Genomic DNA, 21,436 nt, shown 5'->3' on the forward strand with positions numbered 1-21,436 from the left:
TTGGCATACACTGGGGAATGACCCGGCGCGTACCGATGCCGGGCCGGTGGCGCTATCCAATGCTGAATCACCCGCGCCGGGTTGCGGGTAGGCGGTGTGCTCCGAGGCTTGTATTGTCGGCGCATCCCGATCGTGGCCTGGCAGGGCTTAAAGTCGACTGTCATGGATGCACGACAGTTCATTGCCGAGCTGAAATCCAGGGGCGTCTATCGTGTTGCCGCCCTCTATTGTGCGGGTGCCTGGGCACTGCTGCAGGTGGCGGATGTGTTTTCCCCCATGCTGGGCCTGCCCGACAATGCCGTGACCCTGGTGTTGCTGGCCACCGCCATTGGCTTTCCGGTGGCGCTGTTGCTCGCCTGGCGTTTCGATCTCACGGCACGGGGCGTGGTTGCCGCGCCGCCAACGGTGACACCGTCCAGGCGGATGAACCTGCCCCTGCCCTTTGTACTGGAGTTGTTGCTGATCCTCGCCCTGACCTTGTCGGTGGGCTACCTCTATCTCGATCGACTCACCCCGGGCCAGGTGGCTGAGGGGGGGCGCGCCGGCGGGGTTCAGCAGGGCCGCCCCTCGGTTGCGGTGATGCCCTTTCTCAATATGAGCAGCGGCGAGGACATGGACTACCTCGGCGACGGCCTGGCGGAGGAGATTCTCAACCTGCTGTCGCGGCTCAGTGAACTCAACGTGGCGGCGCGCACCGCTTCCTTTTACTTCCGCGACAAGGACGTGGATTTGCGCGATATCGCCGAGCGCCTCGGTGTGGGCCACGTGCTCGAGGGCAGCGTGCGCCGGGACGGCAGCCATGTCCGGGTGACCGCGCAGCTGGTGGAGACCGCCAGTGGCTTCCAGGTGTGGTCGGCCGCCTACGACAGGGACATGGGTGGCCTGCTGGCCCTGCAGGAGGATATCGCGCGCAGTGTCGTTGAGTCGCTGCAAGTCGTGTTGTCCGAACAGTCCAGCCAGCTGCTCACCAGGGAATACGAGATAGAAGCGGTGTCCTATGACTATTACCTGCACGGGCGCGACTATTTGCGCAAGCAGATGGATGAATCCAATCTCAGTGCCGCCGTGTCTTTTTTTCGCCGTGCACTGGAAGTCAGCACGGACTTCGCCGATGCTTGGGCCGGACTCTGCGACGGATTGCTGAAACAGTATGAAATCAACCGCCGTAGCGCTGACTTCCTTGAGGGTGAAAGCGCCTGTCAGCGTGCGCTTGAACTCGATAAAGAAGCGGTTTCCGTATACATCGCACTGGGTAACCTGTATCGGGTGTCGGGAAAATACGGTCGAGCCCTCGACGCCTTTAACAACGCACTGTCGCTTAACCCGGCCGCGGTGGATGCCTACCGGGGGCGGGGGAATACTTTCGCGGCGATGAATCAACCATCACAGGTGGAAAGTGACCTGACGACGGCGGTGGAATTGCAGCCGAATTTCTGGGGGGCGTACAACGATTTGGCCGCCTATTATTTTGAAAGTGGGCAATTTGAACGCGCAATACCGTTGCTGCAGCGTGTCGCCAGTCTCAATCCGGACAGCGAGACGGCCTGGAACAACCTGGGGTCGGCATTCTACATGATCGGTGAACCGGGGCAGGCGGCGCAGGCCTGGGAGCGATCAGTGGCCCAGGCCCCCACGGCCATTTCGCTGTCCAATCTCGGCGGCAGTTTGTTTTTTGCGGGAAAGATACACGAAGCCGCGGACAAATATGAACAGGCCGTGCAACTGGCGCCGGAAAATTTCGAGTACTGGGGTTACCTGGGGGAAACCCTGCAGTTGATACCCGGACGGCGAAACGAAGCGCAGAGCGCCCTTGAGCGGGCTATCGACCTGGGTAACTCGCGACTTGCCATTAACCCCAACGACGCCCTGGCGCGCGCCATGGTCGCCAGCTACCTGGCCCGCCTCGGCCGCGCGGCCGAGGCGGTGCGCCTGCTGGACGACTCGCTGGAGTCCGGCGAGCGCTCCATGTATGAACTCTATGACCGGGCCGTGGCCTTTACCGTCCTCGGGCGGATGGGTGAGGCGGTGTCGGCACTGGAGTCTGCCGTAGAACTTGGCTACCCAGTAGCGTTGTTGTCGCTGGACAGGAACTTTGCCGATTTGCGGCGAGAGCCGCGTTTTGCAACGCTGGTGAGGGGCACGGACCCCCTGCCGGCGGCTGCCACCTTCAAGGAGATTGGAAATGGAAAGTACCCGTGATGTAACGTATAAGGGCGGACCGGCCTGGCGCACCGGGGGGATCGCATTGGCGATGCTGTTGTTGTCAGGGTGTTTCCTGAACTCGGCGACCATCAAGGCGCAGCCCGCCTCCGGGGCGGTGAAAATCGAGTTGGATGAAAGGGGATGCCCGCAAAACGTGGAACCAGAGAATGTCTTGCTCGATTTTGCCCAGCGCAGGCAGGTGGAGTGGCAGGCAGTGGATATGTCCACCGGGGAGGACGCCAGGGCGTCCTACTGCGTCTACTTTGACCCCTTCGTGGGCAGGTCGACCAGCCGTTGTACCAACAACGGCAGCCTCCGGTCGCAGCCGGTTGATGCCGGGGCGCCAAAGACGGAAGAGGGTGTGATTTACAAATACACGATCGTGACCGACCGTTGCCCAAGCGAGCCGCTGGATCCTAAAATCACCGTCAGACACTGAGTGTATTGCCGCGAATGTCCTACAAAATCGCCATCGCCGAGTACCAGGCGGAGTACGTTGTCAAAAAAAGCCGGTTCATCGCCCGGCTGTTGCCGGTGCGCAACCGGGAGGAGGTCAATGCCGCGGTGGCCAAAGCCAGGGCGGACTACCCCGACGCGCGCCATCACTGCTGGGCCTACCTGCTGGGACCGCCGGCGGACGCCCGCGGTGCCGGCATGAACGACGATGGCGAGCCGGCGGGTACCGCCGGGCGGCCGATACTCAATGTCCTGCAGCACGGCCATTTGGGGGACGTGCTGGTCATCGTGGTGCGTTACTTCGGCGGCATCAAGCTCGGTGCCGGCGGGCTGGTGCGCGCCTACAGCGCTGCCACGAGGGAGGCCGTGGAGGCGGCGCCCTGTCGGCAGCGGGAGCAGCTGGCGTGCTGGCGTGCCCGGGGGGACTTCGCCTGCGAGCAGCCCTTGCGTCACTGGCTGGACCAGCACGGCGGCTACCTGGACAGCGTGTGTTACGGCGAGCAGGTTCAGCTCGACCTGCGTGCGCCGGCCGCGCAGGCGGAAACGCTGGCGGCGCTGTGCGCGGCTCATCGCATCTCCCTCGAGGAACTGATTTAATAGCCGGCACCATCGAGAGGATTTTGGCGGGGAACCATGCGGGCAATTGACCAGGAAGTGCTGGAAGCGGCCAGGCGCTGGCTGGCGGCAGGGGAGGAGGTATGGCTGTGCACCATCGTCGCGGCGGTGGGTTCGTCCCCGCGCCCGGTGGGTTCGATGCTGGCCTGCAACGGCGCGGGGGGTCAGTGTGGTTCCCTGTCCGGTGGCTGCATCGAGGACGATCTTCTGGAGCGCGTTCGCTCGGGAAGCATGCCGGATGTACCGGCCCAGATCATCGAGTACGGTGTCAGCGCCGAGGAGAACGAGCGCCTGGGGCTGCCCTGCGGCGGTCGCCTGCGGGTTTTGCTACAGCGCCTGGGGCAGGTCGATGTGGAGTGGCTGGACCAGGCGTTGACGGCACTGGCCGCGCGGGAGTGTATCCGCAGGGAAGTGACGCTGGCCAGCGGCGCCTGCCGGGTGCATCCCGCCGGGGCCTTCGCCCCGCTGGAGGTCAGCCCGGAGCGGGTGGTGCAGAGTCTCGGTCCGCGGCAGCGCATGTTGCTGGTGGGGGCCGGGCAGCTCAGCCAGTCGCTGGCGGAACTGGCCCTGGCGATGGACTACGAGGTACTGGTGAGCGACCCGCGCCCCGTGCCGCGGGAACAGTGGGCCGGCCCGCGGGTACCGCTGCTCGCGGGTATGCCCGACGACGCCGTGCGCGAGCACATCACCGACCCCCACGCCATCGTGATTACCCTGACCCACGACCCGCGCATCGACGACATGGCGCTGATGGAGGCCCTCGACAGCCCGGCCTGGTACGTCGGCGCGCTGGGCTCGCGCAGGACCACCGACAAGCGCCTCGAACGCCTGCGTCAGCTGGGCTTTGAAGACAGCCAGCTGGCCGCGCTGCACGCCCCCGTGGGCCTGGACATCGGCAGCAAGACACCGTTGGAAATCGCCGTCGCCATCATGGCGGAGTTGACCAGTTTGCAGCGCCGGCGCCCGGGGCAGTGAACCTCGGGGTCCTGTTGCTGGCGGCCGGGTCCAGCCGCCGTTTCGGCGGCGACAAGCGTTTCGCACGGCTGGGCGGGGGCGATTCGGTCTTCGAGGCGAGCATCCGCGCGGCGCGCGCGTCCGGCCTGTCCCTGTGCGTCTGCCTGCGCCCCGACGATACCCGGGCGCTCGAACTGCTGGCGCGGTTGGGGGTGGATTCCTGTGCCTGCGCCGACGCGGCGCGGGGCATGGGGCATACCCTGGCCCAGGGGATTGCCGCCGCGGCGGACTGGGACGCGGCGCTGATCGCCCTCGCCGACATGCCCTGGGTTCTGCCCGCGACCTATCGGGCGGTGGCGGCCGCGGCCGGTCCGCGGCGCATTGTCGTGCCCAGCCGCGGCGGGCGGCGCGGTCACCCGGTGGCCTTTGGCGCGGCCTTCTACCCGGAGCTGGCGCGCCTCGAGGGGGATGCGGGCGCGCGGCGGGTACTCGCGCGCCACGCCGGCCGGGTGTGTGAACTGGAGGTGGACGACCCCGGTATCCTGCGCGACGTGGACCGTCCGGCGGACCTGGGCGGTTGAGCGCACCGGGACCGCGTTGACCTCAGCCCTGGCAGGGCAGGTCCTGGGTCCAGACCACGTTCAGGTCGCGGGAGGTGTAGCGATAGCTGCCGTGGTTGTCCTCGATCACGTCCTGGTAGCGGATGCCCATGTCGAGTTTGCGCGGGACGCCGTCCTTCTCGTAGATGTGTGACGCCACGCACCAGGTTTCCCCGGTGTATATCGCGTTGTGCCACTCGCCGATCTGGTTGCCCACCAGGTGCAGGGTGGCCGAATACTGGCGCAGAAACTCGAGATTGCCGATGAATTCGTCGAGGCTGCCGGCGCTGAAGCCCGGGCCCTGCTGGGTGAAATCCGGTGTCATGATCTCGCGCATGCGCGAGAAATCCCGGTCGTCGACGAACTTGGCGTACTTGGCGGCCAGCAGGCGCGGTATGTCGGTGTCCATGGCGATATCCCTTTACTGCAGGTTTTCCTGCATCAGTTTGTAAATCCGGCGGTACTCGTCCAGCCAGGACTCCGGGTTGGTGAAGCCGTGCCCGTCGAGCGGGTAGATGGCGATCTCGAAGTCCGGTTTTTTCAGCTCCAGCAAGCGCTGCACCATCAGCACCGAGTCCTGGAAGAACACGTTGTCGTCCTGCATGCCCGAGGCGATCAGTAGCGGGCGTTGCAGACCCTCCACATGGTTGATCGGCGAGCTCTTTTGATAGGCCTCGGGGTCCACCAGGGGCGTGTTCAGTATGCGCCGGGTGTAGTCGTTCTCGTAGTGCATCCAGTCCGCCACCGGGCGCAGCGCCGCCCCCGCGGCGAAGGCCTCCGGCGCCCGGAACAGGGCCATGAAGCTCATGAAGCCGCCGTAGGAGCCGCCATAGATGCCCACCCGCTGGCGGTCCACGCCCTGGGATTCAACCAGGTAGTCGATGCCGTCGAGGTAGTCCTCGAGTTCCGGGTGGCCCATCTGCCGGTAGATCGCGGTGCGCCAGTCGCTGCCGTAGCCCTTGGAGGCGCGGTAGTCCATGTCCAGCACCACGAAACCGGCGTTGGCCAGCACGGTGTGGAACATGAACTCGCGGAAGTAATAGGGCCAGCCCATGTGGGCGTTCTGGGTATAGCCCGCGCCGTGCACGAACATCACCGCGGGGTAGGACTTCGCCGGGTCGTGGTCGGGCGGCAGGTAGAGCTTGGAGTAGATGGGCCGGTTGACGTGGGAAGAGGGCACTTCGACAATCTCGGGCACGTTCCAGTCGATGCTGTCGTAGCGCGCGGAGACGGTGTCGGTGAGCTGGCGCAGCTCGCCGCTGCCGTCGCTGGCGCCGAGGTAGAGGTCGGCGTGGCGGTCGTACCAGGAGCGCAGGATCAGCAAGCGGTCACCGGCCGGTGACAGCGAGAAGCTGCTGACGCCGTCCAGGTCGCTGACCTGTTGCAGGTCGCCGCCGGCAAGGGGCACGCGGTAGACCTCGTAGTTGCCCGGGTGCGCGCGGTTGGCCACCACATAGGCAAAGTTTTCCGCCGGATCGATGGCGGGCTCGCGGACCACGAAGTCGCCGCCGGTCAGTGCCCGGGCGCGACGCTCGTCGATGGCCTTCAGGTAGAGGTGCGAATAGCCGGATTCCTCCGACAGGAACCACAGGCGGCGGCTGTCCCGCAGCCAGCCGAACTCGTTGTAGGCCCAGTTGATCCAGGCGCTGTCACGCAGCCGGTGCTGAAGCCGTGGCGCCGGGGCGTCGTCCTCTTCGCTGTCGAGGGTCACCAGCCAGCGGTCCTTGAAGTCGTTGGCGGTGATTTGCGCCACCAGGTGGCGACCGTCGGGGCTCCAGGCCAGGCCGGTAACAGAGATATCGCGCCGGGCGGGGGCCGCCAGGGCCGCTTTCACCTGCTCGCGATCGGCGCCCCGCGCGGTGTGCCACTCCAGTGCCGACTTGCGCAGCCTGGCCAGCGGGTCCTCGTCGATACCGGGAAGGCTGCCGAAGTCCACCGGGGTGATGCTGCCGCTGTCCAGGTCGACCAGTAGCAGCGTCTGTGGCGACTGGGTATTGCGGCCGACCCGGGTGCGCACTTCGCGCACCGACACGTAGCCGTCGGCGTTTACGTAGTTGGGCATGCTGCCCTTGCGCCCGGCATCCCCGTTCCTGGCGGTGACCACCAGGGCGAGTTGGCGGTGGCCGGGGGAAAGCTGGCGTTCGAGCACCCGGTACTCGTCCCCCAGGTAGATGGGTGGCGGGCGCAGGTCGCGTTCGCCGGTGGCCTGGGCCGCGCTGTCCTCGCGGCGCAGGGTTTCCACCACGGTGCGATAGTTGCGCAACTGGTGCGCGCGCAGGACATCGAAGGCCGGCTCGGCATCCGGGTCGTCTTCCTCGCGCAGGTCGGTCAGCTGTGCGGTGGTGGCGGTGTCGAGCCCGTAGGCAAAAAACTGTCCGTCGCGAAGGAAGCTCAGGCGACGGCCGTCGGAACTGAAGCGCAGTTGGCTTTCGTCGCTGGCCGTGGCGGTCACGCGGCGGATGACGCCGTCCGGCAGGTGCCTGAGATACACATCGCCCTGGCGCAGCCAGGCCACCGCCGAGCGGTCGGCGCTGTAGACCTTGTCCCGTCCGCTGTCGGCGGGCGCCGTGGTTTCGTCCACCTTCTGCGCGCTGTCCGCGTCCAGCGCCAGCCGGTAGAGATCGCTGAAATCCTCTCCCTCGCGCTTTTGGCGGTAGTAGACGCTGCCACCGTCGTCGGACCAGTGGGGCGACTGCGGCGCGTTGCCGATCCAGTCGGGGTCGGACATGATCAGTTCCAGCGTTGGCTGCTCCGGGACGGCGGGACTGGCATGCGCCGATGTCGAGGCCGAGGCAGCCGTGGAGGCCGCGGTGGAAATGGCGGGGTAAAGAACGGCTGATGCAATCCCCAACGCGGCGGTGGCGAGTCTCAGTTTCACGGGATATCTCCGGTAATCCCCACGGGCGCCTGCAGTCCCGGCGGGTGAGTGGTATATTAGCGGGCTGGCCCAATCACAGCGGGGCGGGCCCGCTGCCAACCCTATAGCATCTGTTCCCCTCGACTCAAGGTTTTCACGCTATGACCACCAACACCGACGACTTGCGGATTCGCAAGATCAACGAGCTGATCTCCCCGGAGACGCTGATCGCCGACATCGCCGTGAGCGAGGCCGCTGCCGAGACCGTGCAGCAGGCCCGCCGGGCCATCCACAATATTCTCGCCGGCGAGGACGATCGCTTGCTGGCGGTGGTCGGGCCCTGTTCCATCCACGATCCGGACGCGGCGCGCGACTACGGGCGCCGGCTCAAGGCCGCGGCGGACGCGGTGGCACAGGACGTGTTTGTGGTGATGCGCGTGTATTTCGAGAAGCCGCGGACCACGGTGGGCTGGAAAGGCCTGATCAACGACCCCGACCTCAACAATACCTTCCAGATCAACAAGGGGCTGCACCTGGCGCGACAGCTGCTGCTGGACCTCACCGACATGGGCCTGCCCACCGGCACCGAGTACCTGGACCTGATCAGCCCGCAGTACATCGCCGACCTGGTGAGCTGGGGCGCCATCGGCGCGCGCACCACCGAGAGCCAGACCCACCGCGAGCTGGCCTCGGGCCTGTCCTGCCCCGTGGGCTTCAAGAACGCCACCGACGGCGACATTCAGGTGGCCATTGACGCGATCAAGTCCGCGTCCCAGCCCCACCATTTCCTGTCGGTGACCAAGCAGGGACACTCGGCCATCTTCCAGACCGCCGGCAACGAGGACTGCCACGTCATCCTGCGCGGCGGCAAGCACCCCAACTACGACATGTTCTCGGTGGACGACACCAGCGACATGCTGGCCCGCGCCGGCCTGCCCGAGCGCATCATGATCGACGCCAGCCACGCCAACAGCCGCAAGATTCCCGCGCGCCAGATCGACGTTGTACGGGATATCGCCACCCAGGTGGCCCGCGGTAGCCAGAGCGTGTTCGGGCTGATGATCGAGAGCAACCTGGTGGAGGGGCGCCAGGACGTGGTCTCCGGCCGCGCCGCGACCTACGGCCAGAGCATTACCGATCCCTGCATTAAATGGGAGGATACCGAGTTGCTGTTGGAGGAGTTGGCCAGCGCGGTGCGTGCCCGCCGGGGCTAACCGCCAGCCGCCTCGCGCAAAGAGGCCCCGGCAAGCACAGAAAGCTGAACCACGGGGGGCCGCAACGGCCCCCGGCTAGCGCCCGCTCGACGGGGGCGATACATTCGGTGCATCACAGGCAGACACACGAGGACCGCCCATGCACCTTGGTTTCAGTTCCATGAACACCGCCGACGATCCACCGCCGGCGGAACTCGCCCGCACCCTCGAGGAGGCCGGTTTCGAGTCGCTGTGGTACGGTGAACACAGCCACATTCCGGTGTCCCGTCGCACCCCGTATCCCCCCGGTGGCGAGCTGCCGGAACCCTACAAGAAAATGATGGACCCCTATCTGTCGCTGATGGCCGCGGCGGCCGCCACCGAGCGGCTCAAGCTCGGGACCGGTATCGCCCTGCTGCTGGAGCGGGAATTGTTCTCCCAGGCCAAGACCATCGGCACCCTCGACAGGCTCAGCAACGGCCGCCTGCTGATCGGCTGCGGCGTGGGCTGGAACGAAGAGGAGTTCGAGAACGCCACCCACCTGCCCTGGAAGCGGCGCTATCTGGCGATCAAGGAACTGGTCGCCGCCCAGCGCGCCCTGTTCGGCGAAGCCGAGCCGGAGTTCCATGGCGAACTGATCGACTTCGATCCGGTGTGGTTCGAGCCCAAGCCGGTCCAGCGCGGCGGCCCGCCCGTCGTTTTCGGTGCCATGGGACCGCTGGGCGTGCGCCATGCCGCCGAGTGGGCGGATGGCTGGATGCCCGTCGATGTGGCGATGCCCGACGTGGCGGCCGGCGTCGCGGATTTTCGCCGCCAGGTGAGCGAGGCCGGCCGCGACCCGGACGATGTCGAAATCACCTTGGTGGTGATGGCTCCCGTGACCGCCGATTTGCTCAAGTCCTACCGCGACCTGGGTATCCAGCGTTGCAACATCGGTGTCGGGGTCGAGAACTGGGATCGCCCGGACATTGTGATGCCGATGATCGAGGAGTTCGCCCGCCTGATTCCCCAGCTCTGACCCCGCCCGGCGCCAGCCAGCTGTGCTACTGTAACAGTGGTGCTGGTGCCGATGTGGGAGGAGGGCAGGCGTGCGGCTTAGACAATCGATTTTCACGACCCTGGTCGCATTGTGCTGTTGCCTGCCGCTACCGCGGGCCGCGGCGCAGGACCCGTCGACCGCGCCGGTGGTGCTCGAGGTCGAGCCCCTGGTGGAGCAGGTCGAGGAGCAGGTGCGCGAAATCAAGTTGCTCACCGAGCGCCTGGAGGTGGCGGGGCCCCAGGACCGCAATCCCCTGTTGTACCGCCGCGACCTGCGCAGCCTGGAGCTGGTCAAGCTGATGGACGAACTGACGCCCAGGGTGATGGCCCTGCCCGAGGCCGATCCGCAGCGCATCGCCCTGGTCGAGCGCCTGCGCGGCGACCTGGCCGATATCAGCCGGTCGATCTTCGAGCGCACCGAAGACCTCGATGCGCGAATCGACAAACAGACCGCCTCCCTCGAGGAGCTGACCGGCGTCGAGCGTATCGAGGGCGAGGCCTACCTGAAGGGGCTCGAGGAGCTGCGCTATCGTTACTACGAAGCCCTGATCGCTTTTTCCCAGCGCCGGCAGGGGCTGGGCCTCCCCGAGCTTTCGGTACTCAAGAACCTGCCACAGGAGTTGTTCCAGTACGCCGAAATACAGGTGGGCAAGGTGGAATTCGCCGGCGCGGCGATCAAGGAGCTGCAGAAGCGGGTCAAGGTGCGGCCGGACCAGGCGGAACTTTCCGGGGCCCTGGAAGAGCTGCGCATCGAACGCGCGCGCCACATGGGCGACCTGCGCATGGCCATCGAGTTGATGGACCAGCTGGGCTTGGACAGCACGCCCTATCGCACCGTGATCCTGCAGCAGGGAGACATGGTGTCGATCAGCCTGTTCGACACCGGGGTGTTCCTGGGCATGGTGCGCGACAGCTGGAGACAGTTGCGCCAGACCCTGGTGGAAAACGCCCCGGACGGGGTGTTCCGCTTCCTCCTGTTCATTGCCACCCTGATGTTGTTTTTCTGGTTTGCACGGGCTATGCGCCGGCTGGTGCGCAGCGGTCTCGACCGTTCATCGTTGAATATCTCCACGCTGCTCAAGGACATCCTGGTGTCGGTGTCGGGCGGCACGGTACTGATGCTGGGCTTCCTGATGGCCCTGTCGCAGATGGGCATCTCACTGGGGCCGATGCTCGCCGGCCTCGGGGTGGCGGGTTTCATTGTCGGTTTTGCGTTGCAGGATACGCTGTCCAATTTCGCCTCCGGGGCGATGATCCTGATCTACCGTCCCTATGACGTGGACGACTATGTGGAGGTGGCCGGCGTGGCCGGGCTGGTCAAGAAAATGACCCTGGTGTCCACCACCATCGCGACCTTCGATAACCAGATTCTGGTGGTGCCCAACAACAAGATCTGGGGCGACGTGATCAAGAACGTCACCCAGCAGCGGGTGCGCAGGGTGGACCTGATGTTCGGTATCAGTTACTCGGACGACATCCCGCGCACCGAGGCGGTGTTGCAGGACGTGGTAACCAGCCACGAAAAAGTACTGCGCTCACCCGAGCCGGCGATCAAGGTCCACTCCCTCGGCGACTCGTCGGTCAACATCGCGGTGCGCCCCTGGGTACGGACCGAGGACTACTGGGATGTGTACTGGGACCTGACCCGCGCGGTGAAAATGCGGTTCGACGAGGAGGGTATCACCATTCCCTTCCCGCAGCGCGACGTGCATTTCTACCAGAGCACGTAGCTCAGTACGACCAGCCCAGGCTGGTGCTGATTCCGTAGTCGGTGTCGTTGTCCGAGTCGGCCTGGTTGTCGTAGCTGCCGTAGGCGGTCAGGTCCCAGTACAGGTCGTTGACGATTTCCCAGCGGATGCGCAGGTCGGTGCTGCCGCGCAGGCGTCCGCTCTCGGTGATGCTGGGGTACAGGCTGGCGCCCAGGCTGATGTCCATCTCGGGGTCGTGGAAGCGCCAGAAGGCGTACTCGCCGGCGAGGAAGGCCTCGACGCTTTCCTGCTTGCCGCCTTCCGCGCCGCGCTCGGTCAACACCTGCAGGCCCCCGCCGCCCAGCAGTCGGCTGCGGTAGGTGTCCACGAAGTAGCGGCCGATGCCGGCGCCGGCCGAGACGCGGTAGTCCACCCCCAGCTCGTCGTTGCTTTCGTAGTTCCCGTACAGGCCGCGGAAATATTCCGCGCGGTCCGCGGCCCACACCTGGCGTGTGAGCTGTACCTGGCTGCTTTGGCTGTCGTTGTCCTTGGTGTTGGTGATCGTGGTGCGCGCGTCCAGCGTATTGCGGGTGTGCTGGTCCTCGTAGCTGAGGTTTGTATTGAAGGTCACCTGGGCAACGGAGCTGGCCTTGGTGTAGTCGTAACCCGCTGACAGGTAGGCGTCGAAGCGGTCCCAGAGGTCGTCCTCGACCGGTTGCAGCTCAACGATCTGCAGGTAGTCCACGCTGTGGGCGCCATCGCTATCGCGGATGGTGATATCCCCGGGGCGCTCGCCGCTGCCGATTTCGCCGTAGTAGCGCTGGCCGTTGCTCAGCCGGACCTGGTAGTTGTACTTGCTCTCGATACGGGAAATTTCCTGCCACTCGATCTCAATGCTGTCCATGGCGTCGGTGTCCAGCACCAGTTGCCCCTCGCTCATGGATTTGATTTCGCCGGTGATACGATCGCCGTTATACAGGGTAATGCGATCAGTTTTCTGGTGCGCATGGGATACTTGGCACGGCAGCACCATCAGCAACAGCGTCAGTGGCAACCACCACTTGCGGATCACGGCGTTCAACGGATCTACCCCCTCGGCCCGGCAATACGGCATGACTACCATAGTAGCCCATCCCCGCTGGCCGGTTCAGGTATCAGATGTTGTACCACGGCCGCCGCTGGTGGACGAAAAACTCCAATATCGCGCTATCCGCGCCGCCGGCGCTTGAAGGGCCGGCACTGCGGCCTTAGTCTGCCCGAACCGGTTGGCAACGTGGACTGTACCGTGCTGGATAAGAATACTTTGATCACGGCGGCGCAGCAGGAGACCGGCCTGGCGGATTTCGGGGGGGAGGAGTTCCACGAACCGCTGGACCGGCTTATAGCGGCCCTGAACAGCGAGGCCAGGCTGAACGAATTCGGCCGCCTGCGCGCGCAGATGACCATTCACTCGGGCCTGGTGAATCGCCTGAAAATTACCGACTACCTGGCCCGGCACCCCGACTTGGAGGCGCAAGCCGTTCCGCGGCCGGTGTTTATCGTGGGCCTGCCGCGCACCGGCACCACCGCACTGCACCACATGCTCAACCAGGACCCCGGCAATCGCACCCTGCGACTGTGGGAGGCACAATCGCCGGTGCCGCCCCCGGAGACCGCGACCTACACCACCGACCCGCGCATCGCCGAGCGCGCGGCGGGTGTTGCCCTGACCGAGGAGTTTTTACCCGGCTTTTCCCGCACCCACCTGATCGACGCCGAGGAGCCGGACGAGTGCTATATGCTGCTCAACCGGGATTTTCTGTCAGTGGAATACTCGGCCATGTTCCACATCCCGAGTTACGCCAATTGGCTCTACGCCGAACTCTGCCGCCGCGACGCCTATCGCAGTCACCGCCGCCAGTTGCAGCTGTTGCAGTATCGCCACCCCGGGCACTGGGTGCTCAAGGCCCCGTTTCACCAGCTGGGTCTGCGGGAGATCCTGCGCTATTACCCGGACGCCATCATCGTGCAGACCCACCGCGCGCCCATGACCTTCGTGGGTTCCGGCTGCAGCTTCAGCGAACTGCTGCGGCGCAGCGGTTCCGACGCGGTGGACAAGGCCGAGGTCGGCCGCGACTGGATGGACATGCTGCGTATCTACACACACACCTTCGAGGCGGACCGGGCGGCCCTGGAGCCGGACTATCCGGGCCAGTTCCTGGATGTTCACCACGATGCCTTCGTGACCGATCCCTGGCCGGCGGTGGAGGCCATCTACGCGGCGCGGGGCACGCCGCTGTCCGCGCTGGCGCGGGAGGGCATGAGCCGGTGGCTGCGGGAACACCCAAAGGGCAAGCACGGCCGGCACGAATATCGACTGGAGGACTACGGCATCTCCCGCGGGGAGGTGGCGACATTGTTTGTGGATTACATGGCGCGCTACGGGCTCGACCTGGATTGAGCGGCGTGGGGAGGATGACGATGACACAAGACACACAGCAGCGGGACAGCGAGGCGCGGGTGATGGACGGCCGCGCCTGGGAGGAGTTCTGCGACGGCCTGAAGGAGGCCGGCCAGCTGGTATTCGCCGACAGGGCGCCCGCCACGGCCTTCGACCGGGCCGAGGGCTACCGCTACCTGTCACGCATGCTGCGCGCGGGGCTCGAGAGTTTCCTGGAGGGCGGTGATCCGGCTTTCCCGGTGCTGCGCTGCCCTGCGCACGAGACCATCAAGCTGGGCGCCGACAACCCCGATAATTACTACCAGAGCGCGCCCCTTGATCCGCGCTACGATTACCGGCTCAAGGGCGTCCGCGGCACGGTGGACTACCTGGGCTTCGGCACGGTGATCAATCGCTACAGCTCCGGCGGCGGCATGAAGACCGACGGCTTCCTGGATTCCCGCGAGATGCAGATCGCCGACGACGGCACCTTCGAGGTCATCATCAGCCAGCGGGAGCAGCCGGGCAACTGGCTGCGCATGGGACCCGAGACCAACTCCCTGAATGTGCGCCAGACCTTCCAGGACCGCAAGCGGGAAACCCGCGCGGAGCTGGTGCTGGAGCGCGTTGGCGCGGAGCGGGAACGGCCGGCGCCACTGAGTCCGGAAAAGCTCGACCGCGGCCTGCAGGGCGCGGTGCAGTTCGTGAAGATGACCACGGGCCTGTTCGAGCAGTGGGCGGAGAGCTTCCTGCCGACCACCAACGAGGTGGCGCCGGCGGACCAGGCCTACTGCCAGGCCATCGGCGGCGACCCGAACATCTATTACTTCCACAGTGCCTGGGAGCTGGCGGACGACGAGGCCCTGGTGGTTAAGGCCCCGAACATTCCCGAATGCCAGACCTGGAACTTCGTGCTGCAGAACTGGTGGATGGAGTCGCTGGATTACCGCTACCACACCATTCATTTAAACAAGCACACCGCCCGTTACGAGCCCGATGGCAGTGTCACCATCGTGGTGGCCCACCGGGACCCCGGGCATGCTAACTGGGTGGAAACCGCGGGTCACAGTCGCGGCACGATGTGCTGGCGCTGGATCGGCGCCGAAGAACACCCGCCCATCGAGGCGCGGGTGGTGAAGTTCAGCGAGTTGTAGGCGGGGTGGGCTCCCGAACAATCGGGAGCCCTGCGTCATTCGCCGATGTGTTCGCCAAGGAACTCGCCGGCCTCGTGCAAAAAGGTTTGGCGTGAACTTTCCAGGCTGAACCAGTGGTCCTCGTCGTCGAAGGTTTCGAAGCGCGCGTGCGGGTTTCCCGCTTTCTTGAGGTTGCGTGACAACTGGTAGGACTGGCCATAGGGGACCACGGTATCCTTGTCGCCGTGGAATAGCAGGATGGGCGGCGTGTCGCGTGTCACCAGGTGGGCGGGGGAGCGCGATTCGTGGTGCTCTTCCTCAAAGCGCGAGCCGATGCTCTTTACCCAGTAATCCGTGGTCCCGTGTTGTTCCAGGGCGTGATTGTACATGCCTCCCAGGTTGGTGACCGGTGCAAAGGCCACCGCGCAGCGATAGCGCTCGGGTTGGGTGATGGTTGCCATAAGGGCGGCGTAGCCACCGTAGCTGGCGCCAATGGCGCAAATTCTGTCGCGGTCGACGAGGCCCGCCTCGACAAGCGCCTGTACCCCGTCGTCGAGATCCTGCTGCATTTTGCCGCCCCACTCGAGTAGTCCGGCGTCCTCGAACTCGCTGCCGTAGCCGGTTGAACCGCGGAAGTTGGGTTGGAACACGGCGTAGCCAATAGCGGCAAAGTACTGCCTCATCCAATCGTACTCCGCGTCATCCCGGGCGTTTGGCCCCCCATGCGGCAGCAGCACCAGTGGCATGGCCTGGCCATCGTTGCCATTGGCCGGCCGGGTCAGGTAGGCGTGAATGGGCAGGCCGTCCCGCGCCGTGTAGTCAAAGCGCTCCACGGCGGACAGCAATTCCGGCGTCATGTCCGGCAACGCATTCGCCACTTCGGCGATACTGCCGGCCTCGCGGTCGTAGAGATAGTATTTTCTGGGAGCCTCGGTGGAGGCGACCATGGCGGTGACCCTGGAGAAGTCGCTGGTCTGGGAAAGAATGTGCACCGTGGTCCCCGGAAAAGTGGCTTCCAGATTTGCCTGGACTTGCGCGAATTCGCGGTCGAGGTAGCGGTACACAGCCCGATCCTCGGTATGCACCGTGCCGACAACGGTGTCGCTAACCTGGTCGATCACCACCGCTTCCACATCGTAGGTGTCGCTGCGGGTTACGATTCTGGGCTCGACGATCTTGCCCTGGTCGATCGATACGCGCACGATACGGCCGCGCCCGGTGTCGTCGGTTTCGGTGTAGAAGGCCTTGGTCATTGTTGTATCGGTGCCGAGAATGTACTCACTGAAGAAGGTATCCTCGTCACCTTCACCTTTCGGACGCATGAGCGGCGCAAAGTCCCGGTCGGCGCTGTCGCGATGCCACCAGATCTCGCGTTCGGCGTCACCGTGATACTGGTATTTCAGCAGCACCTCGCCGGCCTGGTTGGCCTGGCTGCGATGCTGGTGGCCATGCCCGGTGTCCCGCCGGGTGGCGGTTACTGGTTGCTGCAACCAGATAAGTATGCAATTGGTTTTAATTGTATACAAAGTCGAATGTGCATATATTTCAATGCGCGTGACAATGGTCTTTGGGAAGAGGGAAGTCAATGGAAGGATGGATGGAGTTGCTGCCGCTGGCGGTAGCCATGCTGGCGACGGGTGTTGCCGCCGGTGTATTGGCGGGCCTGTTGGGCGTGGGGGGCGGTATCGTGATCGTGCCGGTGCTGGAAATTACCCTGGGGGTCATGGGCGTCGATCCGGCCATCCGCATGCACATCGCGGTGGCGACGTCCCTGTCGACCATCATCCTGACCTCGATCTCCTCCACCCGCGCCCACCACCGACGGGGCGCGGTGGACTTCGGCCTGGCCCGGGCCTGGGGCCTGTACATCCTCGGCGGCGCGGTGGCCGGCACGGTGCTGGCCAGCCAGCTGGACAGTTCGGCGCTGTCGCTGATCTTCGCCGTCGTGGCCATTGTGGTGGCGGTGAAAATGGTACTGCCGGTGGGGGATGTGCGTCTGAGCGACGGTGTGCCGGCCGGCCTTGCGGGCAAGTTGCCGCCGGTGTTTATCGGTGGCCTGTCGTGCATGATGGGCATCGGCGGCGGCACCCTGAGTGTGCCGGCGCAGACCATGATGGGTATTCCGATGCACCGGGCGGTGGGCACCTCGGCCCTGTTCGGCCTGTTGATTGCCCTGCCGGGCGCGGTGACCTACGTGGTTACCGGCTGGGGCGACCCGCGTCTGCCGGTGGGCAATCTCGGCTACGTCAGCCTGCTGGGGCTGTGCCTGATCGCGCCGATGACGGTGCTCACGGCGCCGCTGGGGGCGAAGCTGGCGCACAAGCTGTCGCAGCGGCACCTGACCCTGGCTTTCGGCGTGTTCCTGCTGGTGGTTGCCGTGCGCATGCTGTACCGGGCACTGATGGCCGGCTGAGGGCTAGGCTGGTTTATCGCCATCGCCGCCGTGCTGTAGCAGGTAGTCGATGGCGTTGACGCTGGAGTTGGTGATGTGGGCGTGCATGGCCTCCCGCGCGCGTGCCTCGTCACCCGCCAGGATCGCCTCGACCACGGCATTGTGCTCGCCGAAGGAGTGCTCCATGCGGTTGCCGAACTTGAAGAAAATCGAGCGGCGAAAGGGGGCGACCCGGTTCCACAGATTGATCGCGATCTGCTCCAGGGTGTCGTTGTGCGCGCCGGCGTAGATCAGTTTGTGCAATTTCTCGTTGGCGCTTGAGTAGCGCGCGAGATCGGCGGCGGGCAGGGCGCCTTCGCTGTCCTCCGCGACCATCTGCAATTTGCGCTGTTCGATCGCGCTCATGCGACGCGCCGACAGTTGCGCGCACAGGGCTTCGATCTCGGCCTGCGCCTCGAACATGTCGCTGAGCTGATCCACTTCCAGGTCGACCACGGTGACCCCGCGGTGGGGGCGAATGGCGACCAGGCCGGTGGCCGCCAGCTGCCGCAGGGCGTCGCGCACGGGTGTGCGCGACACGCCGAATTGCTCGGTGACGGTTTTCTCCTCGATGCGCTGCCCGGGCGCCAAATCCCCCGAGAGAATCCGGTCCGCCAGTTGCTGGGCGATGTGTTCGGCGATGGTCGCGGTCATTGTTTGTTGGTCCCGTCCCGGGGTGCCGCCGATTGGGCCGGCTGGAACACGGTTGTGGCTTTACCGTGGCCGACCCTGATCGAGAGGGCCGCCAGATCGTTCATTTGCACGTACACAAACTTTTGCAATTGTATTCAAAATGCACGCAAAACAACACAGGAGGCAACACGCGGTAGGCGCCTGTAGTCCGGTGCCGCGCGGAGGAGCCGGCTCGGCGCCCTGACCCGGGGTCACTGAGGGTCACTGAGGGTCACTGAGGGTGGCTGGATCGCTGCTCGATGTTCAGCCCGGGCCCGCGCCCGGGAATTCTTCACGCTGGCAATCCTCCGGCCAGCGCCAGCCGTGATGGCGAATACAGAGGTACTGCTCAAAGACCTTGGGGACGATGCGATGCAAGGTCCACAGTGGCCCGGAGCAAGCCTCGGTGACCCAGTGGGCGCGTGAAGTATCTGGCTCGGGAGTGTACGCTTCAAGTGCGCCCCGGCCCTTTTCGGGTTCAGCCGCGCGGTAACCCACTGTAAACGTCATGCGATACCGCTCCTTCTTTTTTGGCGAGTAGCCGGCAAATTATAGGCGAGGTTACTGTCGCTCAGGAGTCCGGCGAGATTGTATCCTTGCCAGATAGACGGGCAGAATCTGGCTGACCGATGGTATGAGGTGACGAACAGTGAATCAGGACGAGATCAAAGCGCTCTTCGACCAGCAGGCCGCGGGCTACGATAACCAGTGGGCAAAACTCTGGCCGATTCGCAGTTGTCTGCATTTGCTGCTGGAGTCGGCGCTTGCGGAACTGCCCGCAAACGCAAATGTTCTGTGTGTCGGGGTAGGTACCGGCGCGGAACTGGCCTATCTTGCCCAGAGGAAACCCGAGTGGGCGTTTACCGCGGTCGAGCCATCCGGGGCCATGCTCGATCTCTGCCGCCAGCTGGCACGAAAAGAAGGCTTCGCGGAGCGCTGCGTCTTCCACCAAGGCTACCTCGAGTCACTGGGCATGGTCGGTGAGTTCGATGTCGCCACGAGCTTTCTTGTCTCCCAGTTTATTCTCGACGAACGTGCGCGCGCGGCCTTTTTTCGCGAGATTGGCAGCAGGCTTCGGCCGGGCGGTATATTGGCGAGCAGCGATCTGGCGGCCGACGTACAGTCTTCCGAGTATGCCGTACTACTGCGTGCCTGGATGAATATGATGTCGGATGCCGATTTCACGCCCGAGGCCATCGAGCGGATGCAAGCAGCCTACGCGAAAGACGTGGGGATTCTCCCGCCGCGGCGTGTTGCTTCAATCATTCAGGAGGGCGGCTTCGAGGCGCCGGCACAGTTTTTTCAGGCCGGCTTGATGCACGGATGGTTGTCCAGGTGGCCATAGCCTGAATCTCGCGAGGGGACTGCGATGCATGTCCGCGCATGTCCGCAAAGAGGGGCGCGGAAAATCAATCACTTCCGCGCTTGATTGCGCCATTGGCCACTGCACGGCCAATGACGCAGCCTCTTTTTTCTATAGCTCCTTAGGCCGCCAGCACGCGTTCCCGGGCGGCCTGGTACTCGGCCTTGAGCCGGTTCACCAGCTCGGTGGTGGGCTGTACCGCCTTCACCGCGCCGATGCCCTGGCCGCAGCCCCAGATGTCCTTCCAGGCCTTGCTGGCGCTGTCGCCGCCGGAGCCGAAATTCATCGCCGAGGGATCGCTCTCGGGCAGGTTGTCCGGGTCCAGGCCGGCGGCGGTGATGGAGGGCTTGAGGTAGTTGCCGTGCACGCCGGTGAACAGGTTGGTGTAGACGATGTCGTCGGCGCAGTTGTCGACGATGGCCTGTTTGTAGGCTTGCTCGGCGTTGGCCTCGGCGGTGGCGATGAAGGCCGAGCCGATATAGGCCAGGTCGGCGCCCATGGCCTGGGCGCCGAGGATGGCGTCGCCGGTGGCAATGGAACCCGACAGCAGCAGGGGGCCGTCGAACCACTCGCGGATTTCCTGTATCAGGGCGAAGGGGGAGGTGGCGCCCGCGTGGCCGCCGGCGCCCGCGGCCACCGCGATCAGGCCGTCGGCGCCCTTGTCGATGGCCTTGCGCGCGAAGCGGTTGTTGATCACGTCGTGCAGCACGATCCCGCCGTAGGAGTGCACCGCCTCGTTGACGAATTCCTTGGCGCCCAGTGAGGTGATGACGATGGGCACTTTGTATTTCACGCACAACTCCAGGTCGTGCTGGAGGCGGTCGTTGGAGCCGTGCACGATCTGGTTCACCGCGAAGGGCGCGGCGGGCCGGTCGGGGTTGGCCTGGTTGTAGGCGTCGAGCTCCTCGGTAATGCGCGCCAGCCAGCGGTCCAGCTCCTCGGCGGGACGGGCGTTGAGGGCGGGGAAGGAGCCGACGATGCCGGCCTTGCACTGGGCGATCACCAGGTCGGGATTGGAAATGATGAACATGGGGGAGGCGACGGCGGGCAGCTGCAGGTTGCGCGCCAGGGATTCGGGCAGGGACATAGTGCGTGTTCTCCGTGGTGGTTGTGCTTGCCAATATGCAACTTGTTGCATAATTTAAGTCCCGGGAGACAAATATGCAAGTTTTTGTATATGCCGCCTCTCCGGGGTATGCTCGCCCCACCGCACTAGCCGAGGAGCCGCCATGGCCCTGTCCCACGCCATCATGACCGCCCTGCTGGACGACGACATGTCCGGCTACGAATTGGCCAAGGCCTTCGACGTCTCCCTGGGCCTGTTCTGGCACGCCAGCCACCAGCAGATCTACCAGGAGTTGCGCAAGCTGGTGGAAAAAGGGCTGCTGGAGAAGGAGACTGTGCCCCAGCAGGGCAAGCCCGACAAGATCGTGCACCGGCTCACCGGCGCCGGCCGCGAGGCGCTGGCCGAGTGGGTGTGGGGCGAGAGCCGGGTGCAGGCGGGGAAGGACGACCTGTGGGTCAAGCTCTACAACCTGTCGCCGGACAACGTCGGCCACCTGGCGGCGGAGATTGCCGGGCGCCGCGACGGCATGATGCGCCGGCTCTACCTCTACGAGAAAATCCGCCGGCGGCACTACGCCGAGCCGGAGGCGCTGCCGGTGCGGCGCCAGGGCGTGTACCTGGCCCTGCTGGCGGGTATTCGCGAGGGCGAGCAGTTCCTGGCCTGGTGCGACGAGGCGCTGGCGTTGCTGGCGCAGGTGGAATCCGCGAACCCGGCCCGGCCGACCGCGCCCCGACCGTAGCCTGCGCCGGG

20 protein-coding genes are annotated in these 21,436 nt (G+C 65.1%); 13 read left to right on the top strand and 7 right to left on the bottom strand.

Annotated features, from left to right (window positions below):
- Nucleotides 1–162 precede the first annotated feature (162 nt).
- From JYP50_RS06495 to JYP50_RS06515, 5 genes are read left to right on the top strand one after another with little or no spacing between them, the layout of a single operon-like run.
- Complete coding sequence (locus tag JYP50_RS06495) at nt 163–2,199, top strand: tetratricopeptide repeat protein (protein WP_206559671.1); 2,037 nt, start codon at nt 163–165, stop codon at nt 2,197–2,199.
- The gene (locus JYP50_RS06500) at nt 2,183–2,641 is read left to right on the top strand and encodes a hypothetical protein (protein WP_206559672.1); all 459 of its coding nucleotides are present in this window, start codon (nt 2,183–2,185) and stop codon (nt 2,639–2,641) included. Before JYP50_RS06495 ends, JYP50_RS06500 begins: the two co-directional genes overlap by 17 nt.
- A gap of 14 nt (nt 2,642–2,655) precedes the next feature.
- Nucleotides 2,656–3,255, top strand: a complete 600-nt coding sequence (locus JYP50_RS06505; RefSeq protein ID WP_206559673.1) for an IMPACT family protein — start codon at nt 2,656–2,658, stop codon at nt 3,253–3,255.
- Nucleotides 3,256–3,291: 36 nt separating this feature from the next.
- The gene (locus tag JYP50_RS06510; RefSeq protein ID WP_206559674.1) at nt 3,292–4,248 is read left to right on the top strand and encodes an XdhC family protein; all 957 of its coding nucleotides are present in this window, start codon (nt 3,292–3,294) and stop codon (nt 4,246–4,248) included.
- Nucleotides 4,245–4,808 carry an NTP transferase domain-containing protein gene (locus JYP50_RS06515; protein WP_206559675.1) on the top strand — a complete coding sequence of 188 codons (564 nt, stop codon included), beginning with the start codon at nt 4,245–4,247 and terminating at the stop codon, nt 4,806–4,808. Before JYP50_RS06510 ends, JYP50_RS06515 begins: the two co-directional genes overlap by 4 nt.
- 22 nt (nt 4,809–4,830) lie before the next feature.
- On the opposite strand, the gene JYP50_RS06520 is transcribed toward JYP50_RS06515, so the two are convergent.
- Together JYP50_RS06520 and JYP50_RS06525 are read right to left on the bottom strand one after the other, a co-directional pair.
- Nucleotides 4,831–5,235, bottom strand: coding sequence for a nuclear transport factor 2 family protein (locus tag JYP50_RS06520; RefSeq protein ID WP_206559676.1), 405 nt, complete (start codon nt 5,233–5,235; stop codon nt 4,831–4,833).
- A gap of 12 nt (nt 5,236–5,247) precedes the next feature.
- Nucleotides 5,248–7,704: a prolyl oligopeptidase family serine peptidase gene (locus JYP50_RS06525; protein WP_206559677.1), complete on the bottom strand. Its 2,457-nt coding sequence runs from the start codon at nt 7,702–7,704 to the stop codon at nt 5,248–5,250.
- A 140-nt stretch (nt 7,705–7,844) separates the two neighbouring features.
- On the opposite strand from JYP50_RS06525, the gene JYP50_RS06530 reads away from it, so the two are divergent.
- From JYP50_RS06530 to JYP50_RS22105, 3 genes are all read left to right on the top strand, one after another.
- Nucleotides 7,845–8,897, top strand: a complete 1,053-nt coding sequence (locus JYP50_RS06530; protein ID WP_206559678.1) for a 3-deoxy-7-phosphoheptulonate synthase — start codon at nt 7,845–7,847, stop codon at nt 8,895–8,897.
- A gap of 139 nt (nt 8,898–9,036) precedes the next feature.
- Nucleotides 9,037–9,894: an LLM class F420-dependent oxidoreductase gene (locus JYP50_RS06535; protein ID WP_206559679.1), complete on the top strand. Its 858-nt coding sequence runs from the start codon at nt 9,037–9,039 to the stop codon at nt 9,892–9,894.
- Nucleotides 9,895–9,964: 70 nt separating this feature from the next.
- On the top strand, nt 9,965–11,644 hold the full coding sequence (locus tag JYP50_RS22105) for a mechanosensitive ion channel domain-containing protein (protein WP_206559680.1): 1,680 nt from the start codon (nt 9,965–9,967) through the stop codon (nt 11,642–11,644).
- A 1-nt stretch (nt 11,645) separates the two neighbouring features.
- Here the strand turns inward: JYP50_RS22105 and JYP50_RS06545 are convergent, their stop codons facing one another.
- Nucleotides 11,646–12,725 carry a DUF481 domain-containing protein gene (locus tag JYP50_RS06545; RefSeq protein WP_206559681.1) on the bottom strand — a complete coding sequence of 360 codons (1,080 nt, stop codon included), beginning with the start codon at nt 12,723–12,725 and terminating at the stop codon, nt 11,646–11,648.
- Nucleotides 12,726–12,887: 162 nt separating this feature from the next.
- On the opposite strand from JYP50_RS06545, the gene JYP50_RS06550 reads away from it, so the two are divergent.
- Nucleotides 12,888–14,042 carry a sulfotransferase gene (locus JYP50_RS06550; protein WP_206559682.1) on the top strand — a complete coding sequence of 385 codons (1,155 nt, stop codon included), beginning with the start codon at nt 12,888–12,890 and terminating at the stop codon, nt 14,040–14,042.
- Between the two features lie 20 nt (nt 14,043–14,062).
- Nucleotides 14,063–15,175: a DUF1214 domain-containing protein gene (locus tag JYP50_RS06555; protein ID WP_206559683.1), complete on the top strand. Its 1,113-nt coding sequence runs from the start codon at nt 14,063–14,065 to the stop codon at nt 15,173–15,175.
- Between the two features lie 35 nt (nt 15,176–15,210).
- On the opposite strand, the gene JYP50_RS06560 is transcribed toward JYP50_RS06555, so the two are convergent.
- Nucleotides 15,211–16,644: an alpha/beta hydrolase family protein gene (locus JYP50_RS06560; RefSeq protein ID WP_206559684.1), complete on the bottom strand. Its 1,434-nt coding sequence runs from the start codon at nt 16,642–16,644 to the stop codon at nt 15,211–15,213.
- A gap of 95 nt (nt 16,645–16,739) precedes the next feature.
- Here JYP50_RS06560 and JYP50_RS06565 point away from each other — a divergent pair, with 95 nt between their 5' ends.
- On the top strand, nt 16,740–17,567 hold the full coding sequence (locus JYP50_RS06565) for a sulfite exporter TauE/SafE family protein (protein ID WP_206559685.1): 828 nt from the start codon (nt 16,740–16,742) through the stop codon (nt 17,565–17,567).
- A gap of 3 nt (nt 17,568–17,570) precedes the next feature.
- Here JYP50_RS06565 and JYP50_RS06570 read toward each other — a convergent pair whose 3' ends face one another.
- On the bottom strand, nt 17,571–18,239 hold the full coding sequence (locus tag JYP50_RS06570; protein WP_206559686.1) for a GntR family transcriptional regulator: 669 nt from the start codon (nt 18,237–18,239) through the stop codon (nt 17,571–17,573).
- A gap of 282 nt (nt 18,240–18,521) precedes the next feature.
- On the bottom strand, nt 18,522–18,767 hold the full coding sequence (locus JYP50_RS06575; protein ID WP_206559687.1) for a hypothetical protein: 246 nt from the start codon (nt 18,765–18,767) through the stop codon (nt 18,522–18,524).
- A gap of 139 nt (nt 18,768–18,906) precedes the next feature.
- On the opposite strand from JYP50_RS06575, the gene JYP50_RS06580 reads away from it, so the two are divergent.
- The gene (locus JYP50_RS06580) at nt 18,907–19,602 is read left to right on the top strand and encodes a methyltransferase domain-containing protein (protein WP_206559688.1); all 696 of its coding nucleotides are present in this window, start codon (nt 18,907–18,909) and stop codon (nt 19,600–19,602) included.
- 139 nt (nt 19,603–19,741) lie between these two features.
- Here the strand turns inward: JYP50_RS06580 and JYP50_RS06585 are convergent, their stop codons facing one another.
- Nucleotides 19,742–20,707 (bottom strand): NAD(P)H-dependent flavin oxidoreductase, encoded by a 966-nt coding sequence (locus tag JYP50_RS06585; protein WP_206559689.1) that lies wholly within the window; start codon nt 20,705–20,707, stop codon nt 19,742–19,744.
- 142 nt (nt 20,708–20,849) lie between these two features.
- On the opposite strand from JYP50_RS06585, the gene JYP50_RS06590 reads away from it, so the two are divergent.
- Nucleotides 20,850–21,425 carry a PadR family transcriptional regulator gene (locus JYP50_RS06590; protein ID WP_206559690.1) on the top strand — a complete coding sequence of 192 codons (576 nt, stop codon included), beginning with the start codon at nt 20,850–20,852 and terminating at the stop codon, nt 21,423–21,425.
- The last annotated feature ends 11 nt before the right edge of the window (nt 21,426–21,436 follow it).

The sequence above is a fragment of the Parahaliea mediterranea genome (assembly GCF_017255185.1).
Lineage (GTDB): Bacteria > Pseudomonadota > Gammaproteobacteria > Pseudomonadales > Halieaceae > JAFKCZ01.